Raw genomic sequence first — 21,936 nt, 5'->3', positions numbered from 1 at the left:
GACTTCGGCGATTGGGCCGCCTACGTCAGCGAACTCGAAGGGAAGAACATGTCGTCCTACGTCAACCTGGTGAACACCGCCTACGACCGCTCCTCGACGCGGACATGGTGGTCTGCCGGGAGCACATCGAGGCCCTCATGCGCTGGCACCACCTCACCGACTACGTGGTGACGATCGGCGCCAAGGTCTTCGTGAAGGAGCCCGCCCTGACGGCGGCCGAGGTGCACGCGGCAGTGCGTGAGGGAGGGCTCGACACGCTCTTCGACATGTCAGGAGCCGTGCCCAGCTCGACCGAGTCGACCATCCGCCGCCTGGACGGGCTGCGTGCCAGCAAGAACCCGTACCACGTCTGCACCGGGCCCACGGTCTCGTTCCGCCGTTCCCTGTTCTACCAGGTGGGCGGCCTGGACCCCGAGGTCCTCAGGGGCGAGGACACCGAGTTCGCCTACCGGCTCGCGATGAGCGGCGCCGTGTTCGTCCCCGACATGGAGGCGCGGGCCGTCCACCTCGGGATCCCGGCGCAGCGCGTCGACAAGGAGGCGACCGTCCGGGTCGTGTCCCCGTTCCTGGCCCATCGGATTCCGCTCCGCCGCGACCTGCGCAAGGAGGGCGGCAGGAGCTGGCTGGTGCCGTACGTCGAGGTGGTGCTCGACGCGGAGGGCTCCACCGAGCCGGAGGTGCGCGCGGCCGTGAGCGCGGCGCTGGGCGGGAGCCTGCCCGATGTGGCGGTCACGCTCGCCGGCCCGTGGCCCGAACTGACCCAGGACCGCCACCCGGTGCTCGACGATCCTCACTTCGAGCTGCGACTGGTGCACGAGCAGTTCCGGTATGACAAGAACGTCCGCATCGCCCCGGCGGTCGTCCCCGACCCGGCTCCCATCCCGTTCCGGTACACCGGTCCCGTGGACGTGCCGCTGGGACGCCGTTCGCTGGAGCTGATGATCAAGGCGGTCACCGACGAACGGGCCGGGCTGCTCGTGGTGGAGTTCCCCGACGGCCGCACGGCGCGGCTGGAGCGCACCGACGCTCTCAACCGCGCCCGCCTGCTCGCCGCGCCCGGCGAGGATCTCGCAGAGGTGATCGAGCGGACCCACGGGGTACGCCGCGGCGAGGCCGGCCGATTCTGGCCCCTGGCGAACAGGCCCAAGACCAGGCCCGCCGGGGACGACACGGCTGAGGCCGCGCGGACCACATCGGCCGGAGAGCCGACGTCCGCACCGGCGGGAGAGCCTGCGGCCACGCCGGCCGGGGAGCCGCAGGTCAGCGATGCGGCCCCCGGTGACCGGCCAGGGCCGGAGTCGGCGGGGCATACGCGCCAGCCCGCCCGCGCCGCCTCGCGCCCGGCACGCGAGAGGCTGGCCAGCCGCCTGCGTACGGCCCTCCGCGGACGCTGAACACAGACGCCGGCCGGCAGGGGCGCTCACAGGCGGACGCCCGGCGGGCGGGACGCTCACAGGCAAGCGCCGGCAGGCGGGACGCTCACAGGCAGGCGCCGGCAGAGGTTCGCTGATCGGGGTCGGAGCGGTGAGGCGCTAACCGGCGGGCCGCGGTGAGGGGCCCTCGGTGCTCGGCGAGGTCTGCGGGCCGGTCTCCCCCTCGGGCGGCAGGGACGGCGCGGAGCCGTTGTCCAGGCGCGATGATCCGGCCCGCCTGGCGGAGATTCGTTTGATCATGGTGCGCAGGCGGCTCGCCTTGAGCGCCGCGACCTCCCTCCGCAGGCCGCCGACCTCGCGGCGAAGATCGACGGCGGTCTTGCGCCACCGGCCGGACTCCTCGCGCCACTTGCTCACCTGGCCGCGCAGCCGTTCGACCTCCTTGGTGAGCTTGACCACCTCGGCCTCGGTCTCCAGCCTGGCGCGGTAGGCCATCCGGCGGCCCTTGCCCGGGGAGCTCTCCGAGGCGGGCAGGAAGCCCAGCGTCTCACCGTCGATCCAGAGCGAGCCGAAGACGTCGTCCACCGCTTCGTCGTACCGCCGCGCGTCCGCCTCCCCGTACGGGCCGAGGTCCGCCTCACCGTACGGACGCGCGCCCGCCTCACCGTACGGGCCGGCGTCCGCCTCACCGTACGGACGCGCGTCCCCTTCCCCGTTCGGACGCGTGGCGGGGGCGGGGGCCGGGTGGGTGACTAGGGCGGCGCGGGCGAAGGCGGAGCGGCGCTCCAGCCGGGCCTCGGCCACGCCCTCAGGAGCCTCGGCGAGCAGCACGCTGACCAGGCCGTACCCGCCGTCCACCGCGAGGTCGAGCAGGCGGGCGAGGGTGTCCTCCCCCGGCACCCAGCCCGCCGGGAGGCGGAGCCGGAACGGCGCGAGTCGCTCGGCCTCGGACGGCATGAGCCGTACCCGGCTCTCGTGGGCGTAGTGGCCGTGGACGAGGGTCAGGTCGAGACGGGGGTCGGTGAGGGGGGCCCGGCGCTCGGGGACCAGGGTGTCCCAGGGGCCGGTCAGCAGCACCGAGACGTCGGGGACCGTGCCGGCGAGGACGGCGTCCACGGTGGCACGGGTCTCCTCGTAGCCCTCGGCCTCGACCACGACCTCCAGGTACGGCACCTTCCACTGGCGCGTCGGATGGGCGCGGAGCCAGCGGTACTGCGGGACGCGGTCGCCGATCAGGGCGTGGCTGACCCGGTCGATGGGCTGCTTGTCGCGCATCCGCATCGACGGCCCGAGGTGGAACCCCCTGGCCAGCGGCTCGGGGACGAACACCGCCCCCGCCTGTGCCAGGCGGTAGCCCATCTCGGTGTCCTGGCCGAGGATGAGCTCCTCGTCCATGGGCCCCGCGGCGTCGATGAGCCGGCGGTTCACGGAGGTGGCGCCGCCCACGTGGAGGCTGAAGGCGCGGTTGGGGGTCTCGGTGAGGCCGTTGGTGCGCTGGACCAGGTCGACCAGCCACTCGTGGGGCTCGGCGGGCTCGAAGAGCTTGGCGAGGTCGTCCGCCGCCGCCACGACCTCCGGCGGAGGCAGCGCGGCCGTCGTGAACCGCAGGTAGCTGGTCACCACCAGGTACGGCGCGAGGTGGTGCCAGCGCATGTGCGCCTCGACCTCGTGCCGGTCGGCGACCACGTCGGAGTCGAGCCAGTGGATCACGTCGCCGGTCGCGGCGGCGAGCCCGGCGTTGCGCGCGTCGGCCCTCCCGGGCGTGTCGCAGACGATCAGCCTGGTGCCGGGCGGGCGGATCTGCGGCAGGCGCAGGGCCGGGCTGCTGCCGTTGTCGACGACGACGACCTCGACCAGTTCCCCGGGATAGCTCTGGACGGAGAGACCGGCGAGCGCCAGGTCGAGCTTCTCCTGGCCGTTGTGGGCCGGAACCACGACGCTCACCCGCAGGGCCGGCGTCCAGGCGCCGAGCGCGGGCGGGTCGAGCACCGTGTAGTCGTTACCGCGGATCCGTGGTGTCATGAGGCTTCCAGGATCCGGCTCGGGCGGAAACCGCGCCACTGGTTCGCCGCGACGCGCAGGAAATGCGCGAGGGGAAGCTGCCAGGTGTGGCCGGCGGCGAGCGATCGGCGCAGGACGTAGCCGAGGCCCTGGGTTCGGTAGATGCGGGCGCCGGCGGCGTGGGCGGTCTTCAGGAACTGGGCGTCCACCGCCCGCGGCACCCCCTCAAACCCGCCTATTTCATGAAATTTCGCCCGAGCGAGGAAGATCGTGCCGCCGGCGACGTGGTCCGACCAGATCTCGCTGGTGTAGTCGGTGCGGCGGACCGTGACGTTCAGCGGCTCCAGGTAGAAGAACTCCGCCGTCGTGCCCACGATGTCGGCCCCGCTGTACCCTCGGGCCAGCAGCAGGTCGGAGAGGTGCTCCGGGGAGTACCAGTCGTCGTCGTCCCATTTGGCGATCTCGTCGCCGCTCGCCCTGGCCGCCGCCTGGTTGAGCACCTCGCCGAACGGCGTGGCCTCGTCCGCCTCCACCACCGTGACCGGCAGCGGGAAGCCGTCGAGCGCCCGGCGCACGTCCTGCTGAGAGGCGGGGACGCCGTGCAGCCCGAGCAGGACCTCCACCTCGACGTGGCGCTGGCGGGCGATCTGGTCGAGCGCCGACCCGAGCAGGTGCGGCCGTTTGCTCGACATCACCACGCTGACCTTCGGCACGGAGGCGCCGGACGGGCGCACGGGAGGCGTCGCGTGACGCCGCAGCCGCAGGCTGTGCTCCTCCCTGCGCAGGTCGCTCACCGACCGGAGCGACTCGTCGCGCGGGCCGGGTGCCCAGGAGGTGAGCAACCGGGCGAGCCCGGCATCGGCCTGCCCGACCCAGGCGGGCACCTCGCCGGCGTACACCGGGACCCCGGCCGAGGCCAGGCCGTGGATGGTCTCCAGCACCCCCGCCCGTCCCTCGGGCCAGCGGACGCGCAGCCCGTCGAAGGGACGGAGCCGTACGATGTCGGCCGCGCTCAGGGGGAGACCGGCGGCCTCACCGGCGAGCAGGGGCCGCCCGTCCTCGAAGGCCAGGTCGGCAGGGCCGGCCGAGGGAGTGCGTACGTAGCCGAGCGGTGTGGGGTCGCCCTCTCCCAACACGCCACCTCTCAATCCGGCCCCGCGGGGGGCGGGGGAAGACGGCCGTCGTCACCCAGGCCCGCCGTCCAGACCTGGCACCCGAGCCCGAGGTCAGCGCGTGTCGTCGCCCTCGACGCGCATCATGCTGGTCACGCCTCTGACGATGTCCAGCTCGCGCAGGTCGTCTATCGTGGCGGACAGCGCGGCGTCGTGTGCCCTGTGCGTGACGAGCACGAGCTGGGCGTCGTCGCCGTGGCCCTCCTGGCGCACGGTCTGGATCGACACGTCGTGCTTGGCGAAGATGTCGGCGACCCTGGCCAGCACGCCCGGCTTGTCGGCGACGTCCAGGGACACGTGGTAGCGCGTGACCGTCTCGCCCATCGGGTGCACGGGCAGGTCGGCGTAGGTCGACTCCTGCGGCCCGTGGGTGCCCGCGAGGCGGTTGCGCGCGACGGCCACCAGATCGCCCAGCACGGCCGAGGCGGTGGGCGCCCCCCCGGCGCCCTTGCCGTAGAACATCAGCTGGCCCGCGGACTCGGCCTCGACGAACACCGCGTTGTACGCCTCGCGGACCCCGGCCAGCGGGTGACTCCTCGGGATCATCGCAGGGTGGACGCGGACGCCGACCGAGCGGCCGTCGTCGGACCTGGCGCAGATGGCCAGCAGCTTGATGACGTACCCCATGGCCTTGGCGCTGGCCACGTCGGTCGCGGTGATCTCGGTGATGCCCTCGCGGTGCACGTCGGCGGCCGTCACGCGGCTGTGGAAGGCCAGCCCGGCGACGATGGCGGCCTTCGCGGCGGCGTCGAAGCCCTCGACGTCGGCCGTCGGGTCGGCCTCGGCGTACCCGAGGGACTGGGCCTCGTCGAGCGCGTCGGTGAACGAGGCGCCCGAGGTGTCCATCTTGTCGAGGATGTAGTTGGTGGTGCCGTTCACGATGCCGAGCACGCGGTGGACGCGGTCGCCCGCCAGGGACTCGCGCAGCGGGCGGACCAGCGGGATCGTCCCGGCCACGCTGGCCTCGAAGTACAGATCGACGCCGTTCTCCTTGGCGGAGCCGTGGATCGTGGCGCCGTCCTCGGCGAGCAGGGCCTTGTTGGCGGTGACGATCGACTTGCCCGTGGACATGGCGGCCAGGATGAGCGACCTGGCCGGCTCGATGCCGCCGATCACCTCGACCACGATGTCGACGTCGTCCCTGGTCACCAGGGCCTCGGCGTCGGTGGTCAGCAGCGCCGGGTCGACGTCGCCCTCGCGCTTGCGGCCGAGGCGCCTGACGGCCACCCCGGCGAGCTCCAGCGGGGCGCCGATGCGGGCGGCGAGGTCGTCGGCCTGCTCGTGCATCAGCCTCACGACCTGCGAGCCGACGACTCCGCAGCCGAGCAGCGCGACCTTCAGCGGCCTGCCGGCCTCGCCCGGCCTCTCGTGCCTTCCGCGCTTGTCGGAGGCCGGCTCGTGGACCTCCTGAGCGCCCTCGGACCCTTCCGGTGCGAAAGGTTTCACGCTTGCCCCCTCAACAGGTCGTCCTCGGTCTCCCTGCGGACGATCACGCGCGGCACGCCGTCCCTCACCGCGACCACCGCGGGCCTCGGGAGGTAGTTGTAGTTGTGCGCCAGCGACCGGCAGTAGGCGCCCGTGGCCGGGACCGCGAGCAGGTCGCCCGCCGCGATGTCCCTCGGCAGCCACACGTCGCGGACCACGATGTCACCGCTCTCGCAGTGCTTGCCCACCACGCGGGACAGGACGGGGCGAGCGTCGCTGGTGCGGGACGCCAGCACGCAGGTGTAGTCGGCCCCGTACAGCGCGGTGCGGAGGTTGTCGCTCATGCCGCCGTCGACGCTGACGTACGACCGCAGGCCCTCGACGTCCTTGACCGTGCCGACCTCGTAGACCGTGACGCCGCCGGGCCCGGCGATGGCCCGTCCGGGCTCGACCGTGAGCCGGGGGACGGGCAGGCCCGCGTTCTCGCAGACCCGGGCGACGATCTCGCGCAGGCTGTCGGCGATCACCTTGATGTCGGGCGCGTCGTCACCCTCGACGTAGGCGATGCCGTAGCCGCCGCCGAGGTCGAGCTCCGGCAGGACGACGCCGTGTTCCCGCTTGATCTGCGTCAGCAGCACCGCGAGGCGCCGGGCGGCGACCTCGAAGCCCGCCGTATCGAAGATCTGCGACCCGATGTGGGAGTGCAGGCCGACCAGCTCAAGCTGCGGCAGGGCCAGGATCCGGCGCACGGCCTCGGCCGCCGCGCCGCTGTTGAGCGAGAGGCCGAACTTCTGGTCGTCGTGGGCCGTCGCGATGAACTCGTGCGTGTGCGCCTCGACGCCGGTGGTCACCCGGATCTGGATCTTGGGCCGCACGCCCAGCTCCTCGGCGAGGTAGCCGACGCGGGCGATCTCGTCGAAGGAGTCGACGACGATGTGGCCGACCCCGGCCCGCAGGGCCCTCTCAAGCTCGGCGTACGACTTGTTGTTGCCGTGCAGGGCGATGCGCTCGGGCGGGAAGCCGACGCTCAGCGCCACGGCGAGCTCGCCGCCGCTGCAGACGTCGAGCCCGAGGCCCTCCTGGTCGACCCAGCGGGCGACCTCCTTGCACAGGAACGCCTTGCCCGCGTAATAGACGTCGTCGCCCTGGAAGGCGGCCTTGTAGTCGCGGCAGCGGGAACGGAAGTCGTCCTCGTCGACCACGTACAGAGGGGTGCCGAACTCACGGGCGAGATCGCGGACGTCCACGCCGGCGATCGTGATCGCTCCGTCCACACGGCCGGACATTCGCGGCCAGATGGTGGGGACGAGCATGTTGAGGTCGGCGGGGGCCTGCGGAGGCCGCTCCTCGGGCAGCACCTCCGCGTGCCGGTCACCGGCGGGATGGGCGAATCGACTCACCCGCATGAGGCTATCCGACCCCGTGATCCCACCGCGCCCGTTGCCCAACCAGCGAGACGACGACCTGAAAGATCTCCAGAACGGTAAGCCGCCAGGCATACCGCTTCCGGCGTTTTGCCCGCTTTATTCATATTTTGTGGGGAGCGGTCTGACGCAACTCCGTCAACCCCTCGCCGATGACCCGTCGTACGGCCGCCGCCATCCACAGCCGGGCTCCGTGGGCGGCGGTCGGCGCCTCGTCTCCCTTGGGAAGCGCGGGCGCGTGCTCGAAGGCGTCGTGGTAGGCCTCCGCCAGCCGCTCCAGGTACGCCTGCCAGCCCGGATCCCGGCTCTCGCGCCTGCTCGGCAGCTCGGCCAGCACCCTCAGCACCGCCCGATCACGAGGATCGGCGAGCGCCTCGGGCCGGAAAACGGCGGGCTTGCACGCCTCGGCATCGTGTTCCGGCTCGCTCAGGGCATGATCGTCGAGCCGCCCGTGGTCCGGCGCTCCGGCGCTCTCACCCGCCGTGAAGCCGTGATCGTCGTGCTCGTACCCCAGATCGTCGTCCCGCGCCCCCGTCCGGCGGCCCTCCACCCCCCAGAGCCCCAGATCACGCGCCCAGCGCAGTACGGCTCCCGCCCGTACATAGGCGTATCTGACGACAAATCCAGGGTTGTCCCATGTACGGGGGAAGTCCGGCCACGGACCCGCCTCATCGGCACCCTGCTCACAGGCTCCCCGTGGCGGGGAGAGGGGTTCGGCCAGGATCTCGCGCACGATCTCACCCGGTACGGCCACCTCGATGACCAGGAAACCGTTAGCCCGGACGTCGACCGCCCGGACCCCGGCCAGCGGGCGAAGCCGTACCGCCAGCTCCTCCGCCACCTCGCGCGGGGCCCTGTCAGCCCTCCGGAGCGCCACGGCGGAGACGTACTCCGCCCGGCGCTCCCAGGAACCCTGCGGAACGGGCGGCGACCCGAGCACCACGCCCAACGCGCGCATGAACACCCACGCAGCCTATTAGGACCCACCGAGATGCCCGGGGTCAGCGCACCCCTCCCCCCGGCGGTTCGGCCGGGGAAGGGGTGGGGGGGTTCGGCCGGTTCGTGGATCTATGCGCTGATCTTTCACCTTTTCGACGCGGGTTTCGCGGCCTCGCCCGGCACCGGCGCGGGCACCAGGGCCGTCTTGCGCACTCCGAAAGGCTCGAAGTCATAGATCGTGTTGTTCACCTGCAGTCCGTCGATCGCACCTATGAAGGGGCTGCCCATGCCCTTGGCGAACCCCAGGCTGAGGGTGATCACCGCGTCCGGCAACCTGGACTTGAGCACGTCGAACGAGCATGGAGAGGAAATGGTGCAGTTGATCAGGCTGCCCGTCGCTCCGCTGGCGTACCACTGGCTGCCCGCCGCGCCGGTGTCGTACTGCTGCCAGGTGTTGGGAAGCTGGGGGGCGGGGGCCGAGGGGCTGGTAGAGGTATCGGGCAGATAGATCAGGGTCGCGTAGTCCGTCGAACCCACATTGGGGTCCACCTCTATGTTGATCCCCGGTGGTGAGACGTCAGCGGGAGAGTTGGTTCCGGCGAACGCCCAGTACTTCAGGATGGTGATGTCACTGATCGGCAGCTCCGCGAAATCCGTCTCGTTGCCGAAGGCGATCGTGTCGGTGTCGCTGACGATGATTCCCAGGCTGCCGACGCCGTAGGGCGGCGGCACGGTGGCCGCGGAGTTCCCGGCAGGGTTTCGGCCGTACGGGCCGGTGCGGTAGACGGCGCTCGGCCCACCCGACGAGTTCCGGCCGATGACACCCCACTTGTCGCCGGCACACGTCAGCTGACAACTCCCCGGCGGCCCCTGCGGCCCCACAGGCCCCTCCGCCCCCGTGGCACCCGTGGGACCAGCAGGACCAGCAGGACCCTCCGGCCCCAACTCCCCTGTCGCACCGGTTGCCCCCGTCGGACCCGTCGGACCGATCGGACCCGTCGGACCAGCTGGCCCAATAGGACCCACCGGGCCCACCGCTCCTGTCGCACCAGTGAGACCTGTCGGACCAGGAGGACCCGCAGCCCCTATCGGGCCCTGCGGCCCCGTTTCGCCCGTTGCGCCTACTGGACCCTCAGGACCTGTTGCACCTGTTGCACCTGTTGCACCCGTTGCGCCTACTGGACCCTCAGGACCTGTTGCACCTGTTGCACCTGTTGCACCCGTCGCGCCCACCGGACCCGCAGGCCCTGCCACACCCTGAGGCCCTGCTGGCCCGACCACACCCTGCTGCCCGGCAGGACCAACCGGCCCCGCAGGGCCGGTGGCACCTGTCGCGCCGACCGGCCCCGCAGGACCAGTCTCACCCTGCGGCCCCGCGGGACCAACAGGGCCCGTCGCACCTGTTGCACCCACGGGGCCCGGATCGCCGGTCTCACCCTGAGCACCCGCAGGACCCACCGGCCCTGCGGGACCCTCGGCACCTGTGGCACCCGCAGGCCCCGCCGCACCCACCGGACCCGCAGGCCCTGCCACACCCTGAGGCCCGGCCGGACCAACCGGACCCGTCGCGCCTGTCGCACCTGTCGCGCCGACCGGACCCGCAGGACCAATCTCACCCTGCGGACCCGCAGACCCCGCCACACCCTGAGGCCCGGCCGGACCGACTACACCCTGCGGCCCAGCCGGACCAAGCGCACCCGGAGGACCGGCCGGACCCGTTGCACCTGTCTCGCCCACTGGACCCGCAGGGCCTGCCACACCCTGAGGCCCTGCTGGCCCGACCACACCCTGCGGCCCAACCGGACCAACCGGACCCGCAGGACCAATCGGACCCGTCGCACCTGTCGCGCCTGTCGCGCCCACCGAACCCGCAGGACCAATCTCACCCTGCGGCCCAGCAGGACCAAGCGGACCCACAGGACCGATCGGACCCGTCGCACCCGACGCGCCCACCGGTCCCGCAGGACCACTGGGACCCGTCGCGCCTGTTGCGCCTGTTGCGCCTGTTGCGCCGACCGGGCCCGCAGGACCAATCTCACCCTGCGGCCCAGCCGGACCAAGCGCACCCGCAGGACCAATCGGACCCGTCGCACCTGTCTCGCCCACCGGACCCGCAGGGCCTGCCGCACCCTGCGGCCCTGCTGGCCCGACCACACCCTGCGGCCCTGCTGGCCCGACCACACCCTGCGGCCCAGCCGGACCAACTGGACCCGTCGCACCCGACGCGCCCATCGGTCCCGCAGGCCCAATGGGACCCGTCGCGCCTGTTGCGCCTGTTGCGCCGACTGGGCCCGCAGGACCAATCGCACCCTGCGGACCCGCAGGCCCCGCCACACCTTGAAGCCCTGCTGGACCGACTACACCCTGCGGCCCAGCCGGACCAACCGGACCCGCAGGACCAATAGGACCCGTCGCACCTGTCGCACCGACCGGACCCACAGGACCAATCTCACCCTGAGGCCCAGCAGTCCCCGCCACACCCTGAGGCCCAGCCGGACCGACCACACCCTGAGGCCCAGCCGGACCAACCGGACCCGTCGCGCCTGTTGCGCCGACCGGGCCCGCAGGACCAATCTCACCCTGCGGCCCTGCGGGACCAATCGGACCCACAGGACCCTCGGCACCTGTGGCACCCATCGGCCCCGCCGCACCCACCGGACCCGCAGGCCCTGCCACACCCTGAGGCCCTGCTGGCCCGACCACACCCTGCGGCCCAGCCGGACCAACCGGACCTGGGGGACCCTGCGCACCTGTGGCACCCGTCTGACCTGCAGGACCTGCGGCTCCCGTTGCCCCGGTCGCACCTGTGGGACCCGCAGGTCCGGTGGCGCCTTCGGGTCCCGCAGGGCCGGTCTCACCCTGAACACCTGCAGGACCGATCGGTCCAACGGGACCCACCGGACCCGCTGCACCCACTGGCCCTGCCGGCCCTGCCGGCCCTGCCGGCCCTGCCGGGCCTGCCAGGCCTGCTGGGCCTGCCGGGCCTGCTGCACCTGTCGCACCTGTCGGTCCGGGGACACCCTCTGGTCCTGGCGGGCCCGCAGGTCCAGTCGTACCTGCCGGGCCTTCTGGCCCTACGGGTCCTGCCGGGCCTGTCGCGCCTATCGGGCCCGCCGCGCCTGCCGGCCCCGCCGGCCCTGCCACGCCTTGTGGACCTAGTGGGCCCGCCACCCCTTGTGGACCTAGTGGTCCCGGCAGGCCTGCGGGTCCTTCTGGTCCGATCGATCCTTGTTGTCCCGTAGGTCCTTCGGGTCCGATGGGTCCTTCGGGTCCGATGGGTCCTTCGGGTCCGATGGGTCCTTCGGGTCCGATGGGTCCTTTAGGGCCTTCGGGTCCCAGAGGGCCTTCGAGGCCAACGGGGCCTTCTGGTCCGATCGGACCTTTCGGACCGATCGGACCTTTCGCGTTTTTTGTTCCCTTTGGGCTCTTCGGGCTCTTCGGGCTCTTCTTGGCTGTAGGGAGGCGGGGGCCGCGGGGGCATGCGCAGTGGGCCTTTTTGCCCTTGCATCGTTTACAGCAGGTCTTCCGGCAGTGGGGCTTCACATGGAGGTGCGGCTTTTGGGAGGTCGCGCCGGAATGGCGGTAGGGAACCGTCTCGTCGTATTTGGCATCTGAATTGAGTCGAATGGTTCCCGGCTTCTCCGTGAGGGTGTACTCCCGACACGATGCCGCGAGGAAGGACCCGACCATGGCGGCGACGACACCCCACGTCTGGGCGCGCCTGCCGGACTGCGCGATCAGAATATGCCTGTTACCACTCGAATTCATTTCATTCCGTGTCTATTGGGGCCGCGAGGGCGGCCTCTGTGACGCTTCAGCGATGGCCACAGCGAGATACCCGATAGATCCTTTGGAATGCGCCCGCCCGATGCCCGGATGTTAAATTAACACCATGAAGACGGAAAAAGCCGATATTCTATCGCACATAAACGGGTTTATGCCGCATTCCTCGATAGGTGCCACAGAGAGTTCTCGGCCTAAAGGCTGCCCGTACTCCGAGTAGCGCCGCCCTGTCCGAGGAAGGGCCGGCCGGAAGAGAGGCCCGTACGAGGCGCCGGCCGGCTGCTCGCTTTGGTGGACAGGCCCGTTGCCGGCGACGTGCATGTCTGGCACCCGCAGGGCTGTATCAGGCAGAAACCCTGGGAGTCCACGCCCTGGACGAACACCGGTGAGGTGCTGGGATCCAGGTCGGCCGAGCCGGAGTAAGTGGCGACGATCTGGTGCGTGCCCTCGGCGAGGTTCGCGACGGTCAGCGTGGCGTGGCCGGTCGCGTCCACCGGGGCCGTGCCGATGCTCACTCCGTCGCTGAAGAATTCGACCGAGCCCGTCGGGATGGTCGAACCGGAAGACGTGACCGTCGCGACGAAGGTGATCGGACTGTTCTGGTTTATGGCGCACGTCGAGTTCAGCGTGGTCGTGGTGGACCTGTCGGGAGGGGCCTGGCAGACGGCCAGGGTGACGGTGTTCGTGTCCAGGGTGACGACCGCGTCGCGGGCCAGAGCCCGGCCGTTCACGGTCGCGCCGCTCGTGACCGTGATCGAGGTCTGGGCGAGGATGTCGCCGGCGAGAGCGCTGCCGACTCCAAGGGTGGCCGAGCTTCCGACCTGCCAGAAGACGTTGCACGCCTGCGCGCCGCCGATGAGGGTGACCGTGCTGGCGGCTGCGGTGATGAGCGTGGAGGCTGCCTGGAAGATGAAGACCGCGTTCGGGTCGCCCTGGCCGTCCAGCGTCAGGTTTCCGGTGATCTGGAAGGTGCCCGAGGCGGAGTTGTAGACGCCGGGCGTCAGAGTGGTTCCGCCGAGTTCCGTCGGGATGGTGGCGTCGGGAGTGCGGGAGGCGGCGTCGTCGTAGGCGACGCCCAGGTCGATCCCGGCCTGCACAGCCGTTGCGTCGGCGGTATGGATGGTTCCGACCACGACGCCGGGCGGGAAGCCCGTCACCGCCGCGCTCGCGGTGAGCCCCAGATCTCCGGTGACGACGCTCGCGCCGCTGTTCGTCACGGCCGTCTGGGCCAGTACCGCGAAGTTCGCGGCCGTACCCAGCGCGACCGGCGGCGTGGCCGCCGCACTCGCCGTACGAGGGCTCGCCGTCACCGCGCCCATCGCGACCAATACCGTGAGAGCTCCCGCCAGCGTGGAACGGACGATTTTCCTCGGCACGACGCGAGGGCGACCGGAGTCCAGCATCGAACTCCCCCTTCTTTCGGTATTGCCCAGTCCAGACGCATTACCGATGCCGCGTCACACCTTCCGACCTTACTGATCACTCGCCAGGCCATCGTCGTCCGACATGCGGAAGTCCTGAGCCGGGGGCCGTTTCTGGAAATACACGAAACGATCCTGAAACAGCAGGTTTTTCCGTACGGACCGACATAGAAGAATCGGCGCATGAGGGGCTCACGCCGAGCACGGGAGAATCAGATCATGGCAAGGGGTTCGGCGGGGAGATAGCCGGTGAGGGTGGAGGAGGCCAGGAGCCTGCTCTCGGCGGCGCCTCGGACGCACACATACGAATAGCGGTCGGCCGAGTAGACGCGGATGCCGTCAGTGCGGCACTGGCGCATCAGCACGTCGTCCCATTCTTCCGAAACATCGGCGATGCCCAGATCGACCAGAGTCTGGCGGCGGCCCAGCAGCGTTCCGCCGGCGAGCTCGGGCAGGAAGCGGTGCTCGGCGCCGGGCCGGCGCAGCAGCGTCGCCCCCGTGGCCGGGATGTGCGCGTAGAACGAGGCCTTGCCGAGGATCTCGGCCTCCACCGCCGAGAAGTACCGCGCCAGGTCGGCCAGGTGGTGCTCGCCGTACAGGTCGCGGGGGTCGAGGACGGCGACGAGGTCTCCGTCGGCCAGCCGGAGCGCCCGGTCGAGCGCGGCGCCCCGGGTCACCGGCGAGCCCGTGTCACGTACCACCACCTCACCGCCGTACACCGCTCGCGCGGCCTTCTCGACTACGGCGGCGTCCAGGCCTTCGGCCACGATCACGAGCTGGCCGGGGGCATGGGCCTGCCGCCGGAGCTGGGCGAGCAGGTGGTCGAGCTCCGTGGCGTTCGTGACCGCCGTGACGGCCGTGACCGTGGCGGAGTTCCGTACGGAGGGCAGCCCGGCGGTGTCGAGCAACGGGTCGAGCAGCGGGGTGACCGGGACCGTGGCACGCCAGGCCACGTGGGCTTCCGACGCGCACTCGAAGTCGGCCGCCAGGTACTCGCCGATCGAGTCCACGGCCCGCCGCAGCGAGGCCTCGTCCCCGGCGACCGGGGCGGCGAGCTGCATGATCGGGGTGCCGCAGGCGTACAGCTCCTCCACGGTCCGCGCGTCGGCGTCCGGGCCGGCGAGCACCATCGAGACCGAGCGGTACGCGGTCAGCAGGTCGTCATAGGTCGCCTTGTCGGTGATCAGCGGTCGCCATCCGGTGTCCGGCGGCGGGTAGCCCAGGACGGCGGTGCCGAGCAGCCCGACGCCGGCCCGTGCGGTGGCCGCGGGGATGAGGTTGTGGACGCGGGGTTGCACGGCGTGGGAGAGGATCCCGACGCGGTCGTGGCGCAGCGCGGCCCGCCACTCGCGCGCCCTGGCCTCCGAGGTCGCCAGCACGTGGTCGAAGAGCGAGGCCACGGGCACGCTGGTCGAGATCGGGCCGCCGGAGTGCCAGAACATCGTCCGGATGCCCCTGCGGCCGCACTCCTCGACCAGGTCGCGCAGGCCCCGGGACCGTCCGGCGAGCTCCTCCAGCCACCGCCCGCCGTTGCCCTGCCGGGGCCCCGGCCGTACGGACTCGACGAACAGCAGGTGGGGCCGGTGCTCGTCCAGCATGGCCCGCCAGTTGTCGGGCCCGAAGTTGGTGACCTGGCGCCACTCGTAGCGGAACAGGGCCTCGGACTGCCGGTCCACGATGGCGGCCACGGTGAGGTACGGCCGCGCGAGGGGTCCCTTGGGCACCACGAAGCCCTCGGCCATGGCCGTGGACACCACCGGCCCCGCCGTCTCGGGGACGACCGGAGCGACGGGCGGGACCTCGACGGGCGGCGGGACCGGCGAGAAGTCGGACCGCCTCGGCGCCGGGCGCTTGCTGACAGGGGTGCGGAGGGTGCGGGCGACCTCGCCGGGCTTCTTGGTGTGGATGGCGTCGCCCAGCTTGGACCACCGGCTGGCCTGCACGGATTCCAGGCGCCACTGGGCCACCTCTGTCTGGTAGCGCTGCTCGGCGAGGCTCTTCGCCAACTGCGCCGCCTGCCGCTCGGCGGCCTTCAGCCGGGCCTCGGCCTCCCGCATGCGCGTCACGGCCTCGGCCTCCGACACGGCGGCCCGCGCGAGCCGTTCCTGGTAGTCGGCCAGCAGGCGGGTGAGCTCGGCGGCGCCGGAAGCCGCCGCCACGGCCGCTTCGAGAGCCGACCGGGCGCTCTCCAACTCTTCACTCATGCCATCACCGTGTCCCCAGACGTCGAGCAAGAATAATCGCAGATCTGGGCCGACCATCTCGAACCCCGACAAGTCCGTACACTCGGCAGGTACTCGCTGAGGGGGGAGATCCAGTGCGCAAGGGCAAGTGGCCGGAGTACGCGGCGCGGCCGTACGTCTGCGGTGCGATCGGGGCCTACGACCCGGCCAGGCTGGAACTGCTCCGTGAGGCGGGCCCCGAGGTGCGCGAGGTCCACCGTGCGCCGGACGCGGCGCTGCTGAGCTCCTCGCCCCTCGCCCCTTACGGCGACGACAGGCGCCTCCCCCCGGACGGCGGCGGCGATCGCCCCGCTCCGGACGGCGGCGACAGGCGCTTCGCCGCGGACGGCGGCGGCAGGCGCTTCGCCTGGGCGGAGCGGCGGCCGGCGGAAGCGATGTCCTGGTGGGCGGCGGGCGAGACGTGGGAGACCCCCGGGCTGATCGACGAACCCGGTGCCGTCACCCTGCACACGGGCGCGTTCGGGCTGATCGACGTCTACTACCTGTCCGACGGCGACGCGATCTACTTCGCGGGCAACATCGAGCCGCTGCTGGCGCTCGCCCGCAGGCCGTACGAGGTCAACTGGGACGCCTGGGCGGCCATCCTCAAGCTGACCTACCCGCTGCTGGAGGACACGCCCTACCGGGAGGTCAGGCGGCTGCCCGGTTCGACCGCCCTGATCTGGTCGCGCTCGGCCCGCAGGATCACCGTGGAGAAGCGGACCCCCCGGTGGGTGCGGGAAGAGCCGTTCGACCGGGGCGTCACGGCCGGGGACATCGTCGCGCTGCTGCACGAGGCGCTCAAGCCCTTCGACGACCGGCCGCTGCTGGTGCCGGTGAGCGGCGGGTACGACTCGCGGCTGCTGGCCTCGGTGGCGACGGCCCGCAAGATGGACGTCGAGTCGTGGACGACCAGCCCGGACGACGGCCTGGACAACGACATCGACTTCGCCCGCTACATCACCCGCGAGCTGGGCATCTCCCACCGGATCGTCCCGCAGGACCCCTCCGCCTACCCCGGCGAGGCGCGGTGGGCGGCGCGCAGGCTGGAGTACCTGACCAGCCACCACGCCTGGTACTCCCCCTTCGCCAGGGAGGTGCACCAGGCGGGGCGTGCGGTCGTGGACGGCCTGGCGGGCGGGCCGCTGATGAAGAACTTCCTGATCACCGCGGACGCGGTGGGCGCCGGATCCTCCGCCGACAGGCAGGCCGCCCTGCTCGCCGCCCTCGCGACCGGAGAGCCGCACCTGCCGATGCTGTCGGAGCCCGCGCTCGCCTTCGTGGACGACCGGGTCGGCGCGGCGTTCTCCCAGGCGACCTCGATGCTGCGCGGCCACAGGTCGGAGCTCCCGCTGAGCGTGCTCCACACCCGTACGGCCCGGGGGATCGCCCGCTCCCCCGTGAACCTCGTCGGCCCCGAGGCCACCCCGGTCTTCCCCTTCCTGTATCCGGACTTCTTCGACGCCACGCTGTCGGTACCCGTGGAACGGAAGGAGGGCGGGAAGTTCTACCGCGAGATCCTCCGCGCGGCGAACCCGCGCGTGGCGGCCCTTCCTTCCACCAACGGCGCGCTGCCGCACCGCCGGGTGCCGCTGCGGTCCAGCGGCCCGGCCGCCCGCGAGTGGAACCACCGGATGCTGCTGAAGGCCGCGACCGTCCGGGGGCTCATGTCGGAGGGGATGCTCGACGTGATCGCCGGCGGGCCGGACGCGCTGACCGCCTTCGGCTCGTGGAACTCGCGTTTCTGGCTGCGGGGTCTGGTGCTTTTCGGTTCCTGGCTGACGGACTACGAGGACGTGCTCGGCGACCTCACGCCACCGTGGCCGGGCACGCCGTGAACCCCTTTGCCACCCGCCCCGGAACCGCCTTCCGACCTGCGGAGACACGGAGGGTACGCGGGGCGTTACGTGGGCGATCTCGGGACTGTGACCGATTACGCGGTTGGGACGCTGCCCGTCCCAGGCTGATCGTCTTCGGATGACCCTTATGGCCTGCTAGTCTTCCGCGAAACAGCGCCGAAACACGCTGCGCACCGAGCCACCCCTTCGGTGCCGACGTGGGGCGGGAGCCGCAGGGATGACGGCTCCGACGGCGCGAGCCCCCTTGTGTTTGCACCGCCCTACTCTCTTGATGCGAGCGATACCTATGAGCGCTTCACCATGCCCGGAATCCGTTTCTGAAGACTTCATCTCGTCCGACCCCCGGTGGTACAAGAGAGCCGTCTTCTACGAAGTGCTCGTGCGCGGCTTCCGTGACTCCAACGGCGACGGGACCGGGGACCTGCGGGGTTTGATCGAGAAGCTCGACTACCTGCAGTGGCTCGGCGTCGACTGCCTGTGGCTGCTGCCGCTGTACGAGTCGCCGCTGCGCGACGGCGGCTACGACATCGCCGACTACATGAAGATCCTCCAGGAGTTCGGCGACCTCGGGGACTTCGTGCAGCTGATCGAGCAGGCACACCAGCGGGGCATCCGCATCATCACCGACCTGGTGATGAACCACACCAGCGACAAGCACCCCTGGTTCCAGGCGTCCCGGCACGACCCGGCCGGGCCGTACGGGGACTTCTACGTGTGGTCGGACGATCCCACCCGCTATCCGGACGCTCCCATCATCTTCGTGGGCGCCGAGGAGTCCAACTGGACCTACGACCCGGTGCGCGGCCAGTACTACTGGCACAGGTTCTTCCACCACCAGCCCGACCTCAACTACGAGAACCCGGCCGTTCAGGACGCGATGCTTGAGGTTCTGAGGTTCTGGCTCGACCTGGGCATCGACGGCTTCCGCCTGGACGCCGTGCCGTACCTCTTCGAGCGCGAGGGCACCGCGTGCTCCGGCCTGCCGGAGACCCACGCCTACCTCAAGCGGGTCAGGGCCGAGGTGGACCGCCTGTACCCCGACCGGGTGCTGCTCGCGGAGGCCAACGGCTGGCCCGAGGACGTCGTGGAGTACTTCGGCGACCCGACCGTGGGCGGCGACGAGTGCCACATGGCGTTCCACTTCCCGCTCATGCCGCGGATCTTCATGGCGGTGCGCCGGCAGTCGCGGGAGCCGATCTCGGAGATCATGTCCCGCACCCCCAAGCTCCCCGAGACCGCCCAGTGGGGCATCTTCCTCCGCAACCACGACGAGCTGACGCTTGAGACGGTCACCGAGGAAGAGCGCGACTACATGCACGCGGAGTACGCCAAGGACCCGCGCATGCGGGCCTACCTGGGCATCCGGCGCAGGCTCGCCCCGCTGCTGGAGAACGACCGCGACCAGATCGAGCTGTTCACCGCGCTGCTGCTGTCCATGCCGGGCTCCCCGGTCATGTACTACGGCGACGAGATCGGCATGGGCGACAACATCTGGCTGGAGGACCGCGACTCGGTCCGCACGCCGATGCAGTGGAGCCCCGACCGCAACGCCGGCTTCTCCAGCGGCGACCCCGGCCGCCTCTACCTGCCGGCCATCATGGACCCGATCTACGGCTACCAGGCCGTCAACGTCGAGGCCCAGATGAAGAGCGGCTCGTCCCTGCTGCACTTCACCAAGAAGATGCTGGAGGTGCGGCGGAGGCACCCGGTGTTCGGCACCGGCGCCTACACCGAGCTGTGGTCGCCGAACTACAGCGTGCTGGCGTTCGTCAGGGAAGAGGGCGACGACCGCATGCTGTGCGTCAACAACCTCTCCAAGCACCCCCAGCCGGTGGAGCTGGACCTGCGGCGGTTCGCCGGCATGACGCCGGTGGAGTGCCGGGGCGACGTGGCCTTCCCCGTGATCGGTGAGCTTCCCTACCTGCTCACCCTGCCGGGGCACGGCTTCTACTGGTTCTCGCTCACCGAGCGCTGAGACGGCGCGCGGAAACGCGACGCACCGGCCCGGTGACCCTCAGCGGGGGGTCACCGGGATCCGGGCGCGGGCGGCCCTGCGAGCGGGGATCAGCGCGACCAGCAGGGCCGCGCCGACGACCGTCACGATCGCGACGAGCAGGGCCAGCGGCGCCGGCGAGCGGCCGATGCCCGCCCCGATGCCGCTTGAGGCGCCCTGCAGGTCGATCAGCCCCGACGACACCAGGGCCCCCGCCGCCGCGCCCGCGCCGACGCCGAGCACGGCGAGGAGCCCCGTGCCGGTCACCAGGGTCGCCATGACCTGGCGCGGGGTCAGCCCCATGGCCTTGAGCACGGCGAGGTCCAGCGCGTGGTCACGCAGTCCGAGCGCGCTCGCCGTCAGCAGGTTGGCCAGGCCGAGCAGTGCCAGCACCACCACGAGCGCGACGATGATCACCCGGATGACCGAGAGCCGGTCGGCCGGGTTCACCACCTGGGACACCTCCAGCGACTGCGCCTGGAGCCTTGACCGTACGGCCGCGGGGTCGGCCCCCTGGCGCAGCACGAGGCCGTAGAACTGCGGCGGGAGGGCGTCCTTCGGGGCGAGGCTGTCGATCGCCACCGAGAGCACCTCACCGTCCTGCTCGGGCTCAAGGACGCGCCCGACGATGCGCACGATCAGGGGCGTGCCGCCGATCGTCAGCCGCGTGCGGTCGCCGATGCGCACGTTCAGCAGGTCGAGCAGGCCCTGGCCCGCCACGGCCTCTCCCCGGTCGCGGTACGGGCGTCCCTCGACGACCGAGAAGGGGTAGGGGTCGGTGATGGTGCCGATCGCCCTGGTGCGCACGGTGCGGGTCTGGCCGGGGACCAGCGCGTCCACCTCGGCCCCGGGGTAGGCGGCCACCACGTCCGCGTCGGCGAGCGCCACCCGGTTGGCCCTTTCGGAGGTGAGGCTTCCGGGCCGTACGGTCAGCGCGGCGGCCTGGCCGACCTGCTCCGGATGGCTCTTGAAGGCGTCAAGCGACGCCCAGCAGCCCAGGCCGATGGTGATCATCATCATCGGGATCGCGAGGCCGAACGACGTCAGCAGGGCCGGGAGCCTTCGCGTGAAGGCGTCCCTGGCCCCGAGCACCAGCGCGGGCGGCAGCCGTACGAGAAGGGCCAGCCGGGCCATGCGCGACAGGTGCCCGCGGGGCGGGGCGGCCGGGGCGGCGGGGATCGGCGGCGTGCGGCCACCGCGCCACGCGGGCAGCCAGACGGCCACCAGCACCATCAGGGCCGTACCGAGGGCGATGGCCAGCAGCGGGGCCGAGGAGAGCGGGACCACCACGGTCTCGGCCATCGCGTACACGGTGATCAGCCGCCCGCAGACCACGCCGAGCACGATGCCGGCCAGCCCGAGGGTGCCGTGCTCGGCGAGCAGCATGCGGACGACCTGGCGCCGGGTGAATCCCAGCGACTTCAGCGTGGCGATGTCGCGCTGCTGAGTGAGCACCCGGCCGCCGGTCGCGTTGGCGATGGCAAGGGCCGCGGCCACGAGCCCGGCGACGCCGAAGAGCGCGAGCAGCACCCCGAGCAGCCGGTTGTCCAGCGCCATGGAGGCCTGGACCTCGCGCCAGGTGGACACCCGCTGCACCTGGCCCGCGAGCTTGGTGATCGTACGCTGGACGATCAGGGAGGTCGCCGCCGGGTCGGCCAGCCGCAGCCCGGTCACTGACTCGCTGCGCCCGAGCGCGGGCTCCACCTGGTCGAGCGTCCCGGCGAGCGTCCAGGCGAGCCCGGGGGTCCACTCGGGGTAGAAGCCCTGGTCGCCGCTCTCGGCGAGCCCGGTCACCCTGAGCGCGTGCGTGGCGCCGTTGAGGCCGATGACCGTGAACGAGCCGCCGGGGCGCAGGCCCGTCGCCTGCGCGAACGACCGCTCCACCACCACGCCCTCCGGGTCGCCCGGGTCGAGCCAGCGGCCCTCCCGCACGAGGGGACGACCCACCGCGGGAAGCACGGCCGCCATCTCCTGGAGGGCGACCGGGGTCTTCTTCCCGCCCTGGACCAGCGTCGCGGGAGCGCTGCGGTACGGCCCGGCCACATCGGTGACGCCGTCGAGGGCCCTGAGCGTCGCGGGGTCGGGGGCGTCCTTGGTGTGGATCCACACGTGGGCGCCGTCGCCACGTTCGAACAGGCCGCGCCAGGGGTTGGTGCCGTCCTCCAGGAGGGTGGCGGCGGTGATGAGCGCGCTGACGATGCCGGCCACCGCGAGCACCGTGAGCAGCGCCTGTGCCCGCCTGGCCCGCAGGTCGGCCCGGATCCACCGGTACTCGGCCCTGGTCGTGCTGTAACTCATCGAGCCTCGCCGTGCCTCATCGTGTG

13 protein-coding genes are annotated in these 21,936 nt (G+C 71.5%); 3 read left to right on the top strand and 10 right to left on the bottom strand.

Features of this window, described 5'->3' with window-relative positions; translation table 11 throughout:
• A partial coding sequence (locus tag AB0B89_RS09950; RefSeq protein ID WP_358550571.1) for a glycosyltransferase family 2 protein occupies positions 1 to 1,394 on the top strand: 1,394 nt, incomplete at its 5' end.
• Between the two features lie 138 nt (positions 1,395 to 1,532).
• On the opposite strand, the gene AB0B89_RS09945 is transcribed toward AB0B89_RS09950, so the two are convergent.
• The 9 genes from AB0B89_RS09945 to AB0B89_RS09905 form a co-directional block, all read right to left on the bottom strand.
• Positions 1,533 to 3,395, bottom strand: a complete 1,863-nt coding sequence (locus AB0B89_RS09945; protein ID WP_358550569.1) for a glycosyltransferase — start codon at positions 3,393 to 3,395, stop codon at positions 1,533 to 1,535.
• Positions 3,392 to 4,507, bottom strand: coding sequence for a glycosyltransferase (locus AB0B89_RS09940; RefSeq protein WP_358550567.1), 1,116 nt, complete (start codon positions 4,505 to 4,507; stop codon positions 3,392 to 3,394). The genes AB0B89_RS09945 and AB0B89_RS09940 overlap by 4 nt, the downstream gene beginning before the upstream one ends.
• Positions 4,508 to 4,600: 93 nt before the next feature.
• Positions 4,601 to 5,887 carry a homoserine dehydrogenase gene (locus AB0B89_RS09935; RefSeq protein WP_358550575.1) on the bottom strand — a complete coding sequence of 429 codons (1,287 nt, stop codon included), beginning with the start codon at positions 5,885 to 5,887 and terminating at the stop codon, positions 4,601 to 4,603.
• 101 nt (positions 5,888 to 5,988) lie between these two features.
• Positions 5,989 to 7,371, bottom strand: a complete 1,383-nt coding sequence (gene lysA, locus AB0B89_RS09930) for a diaminopimelate decarboxylase (RefSeq protein ID WP_358550565.1) — start codon at positions 7,369 to 7,371, stop codon at positions 5,989 to 5,991.
• Positions 7,372 to 7,498: 127 nt separating this feature from the next.
• Complete coding sequence (locus AB0B89_RS09925) at positions 7,499 to 8,353, bottom strand: anticodon-binding protein (protein ID WP_358550573.1); 855 nt, start codon at positions 8,351 to 8,353, stop codon at positions 7,499 to 7,501.
• A gap of 125 nt (positions 8,354 to 8,478) precedes the next feature.
• Positions 8,479 to 9,066, bottom strand: a complete 588-nt coding sequence (locus AB0B89_RS09920; protein ID WP_358550563.1) for a hypothetical protein — start codon at positions 9,064 to 9,066, stop codon at positions 8,479 to 8,481.
• Between the two features lie 1,625 nt (positions 9,067 to 10,691).
• Positions 10,692 to 11,354 carry a hypothetical protein gene (locus AB0B89_RS09915; protein WP_358550561.1) on the bottom strand — a complete coding sequence of 221 codons (663 nt, stop codon included), beginning with the start codon at positions 11,352 to 11,354 and terminating at the stop codon, positions 10,692 to 10,694.
• A 957-nt stretch (positions 11,355 to 12,311) separates the two neighbouring features.
• On the bottom strand, positions 12,312 to 13,520 hold the full coding sequence (locus AB0B89_RS09910; RefSeq protein WP_358550559.1) for an ice-binding family protein: 1,209 nt from the start codon (positions 13,518 to 13,520) through the stop codon (positions 12,312 to 12,314).
• A 230-nt stretch (positions 13,521 to 13,750) separates the two neighbouring features.
• On the bottom strand, positions 13,751 to 15,742 hold the full coding sequence (locus AB0B89_RS09905; protein ID WP_358550557.1) for a hypothetical protein: 1,992 nt from the start codon (positions 15,740 to 15,742) through the stop codon (positions 13,751 to 13,753).
• Positions 15,743 to 15,855: 113 nt separating this feature from the next.
• Here AB0B89_RS09905 and AB0B89_RS09900 point away from each other — a divergent pair, with 113 nt between their 5' ends.
• Positions 15,856 to 17,598 (top strand): asparagine synthetase B family protein, encoded by a 1,743-nt coding sequence (locus tag AB0B89_RS09900; protein ID WP_358550555.1) that lies wholly within the window; start codon positions 15,856 to 15,858, stop codon positions 17,596 to 17,598.
• A 307-nt stretch (positions 17,599 to 17,905) separates the two neighbouring features.
• Complete coding sequence (gene treS / locus AB0B89_RS09895; RefSeq protein ID WP_358550553.1) at positions 17,906 to 19,594, top strand: maltose alpha-D-glucosyltransferase; 1,689 nt, start codon at positions 17,906 to 17,908, stop codon at positions 19,592 to 19,594.
• Positions 19,595 to 19,633: 39 nt separating this feature from the next.
• Here the strand turns inward: treS and AB0B89_RS09890 are convergent, their stop codons facing one another.
• Positions 19,634 to 21,910 (bottom strand): FtsX-like permease family protein, encoded by a 2,277-nt coding sequence (locus tag AB0B89_RS09890; RefSeq protein ID WP_358550551.1) that lies wholly within the window; start codon positions 21,908 to 21,910, stop codon positions 19,634 to 19,636.
• Positions 21,911 to 21,936: the final 26 nt, after the last annotated feature.

Source organism: Sphaerisporangium sp. NPDC049002, from assembly GCF_040649355.1.
Classification (GTDB): Bacteria; Actinomycetota; Actinomycetes; order Streptosporangiales; family Streptosporangiaceae; genus Sphaerisporangium.
The sequence above is the reverse complement of the archived record's forward strand: the minus strand, read 5'-3'. Positions and strand labels throughout refer to the sequence as shown.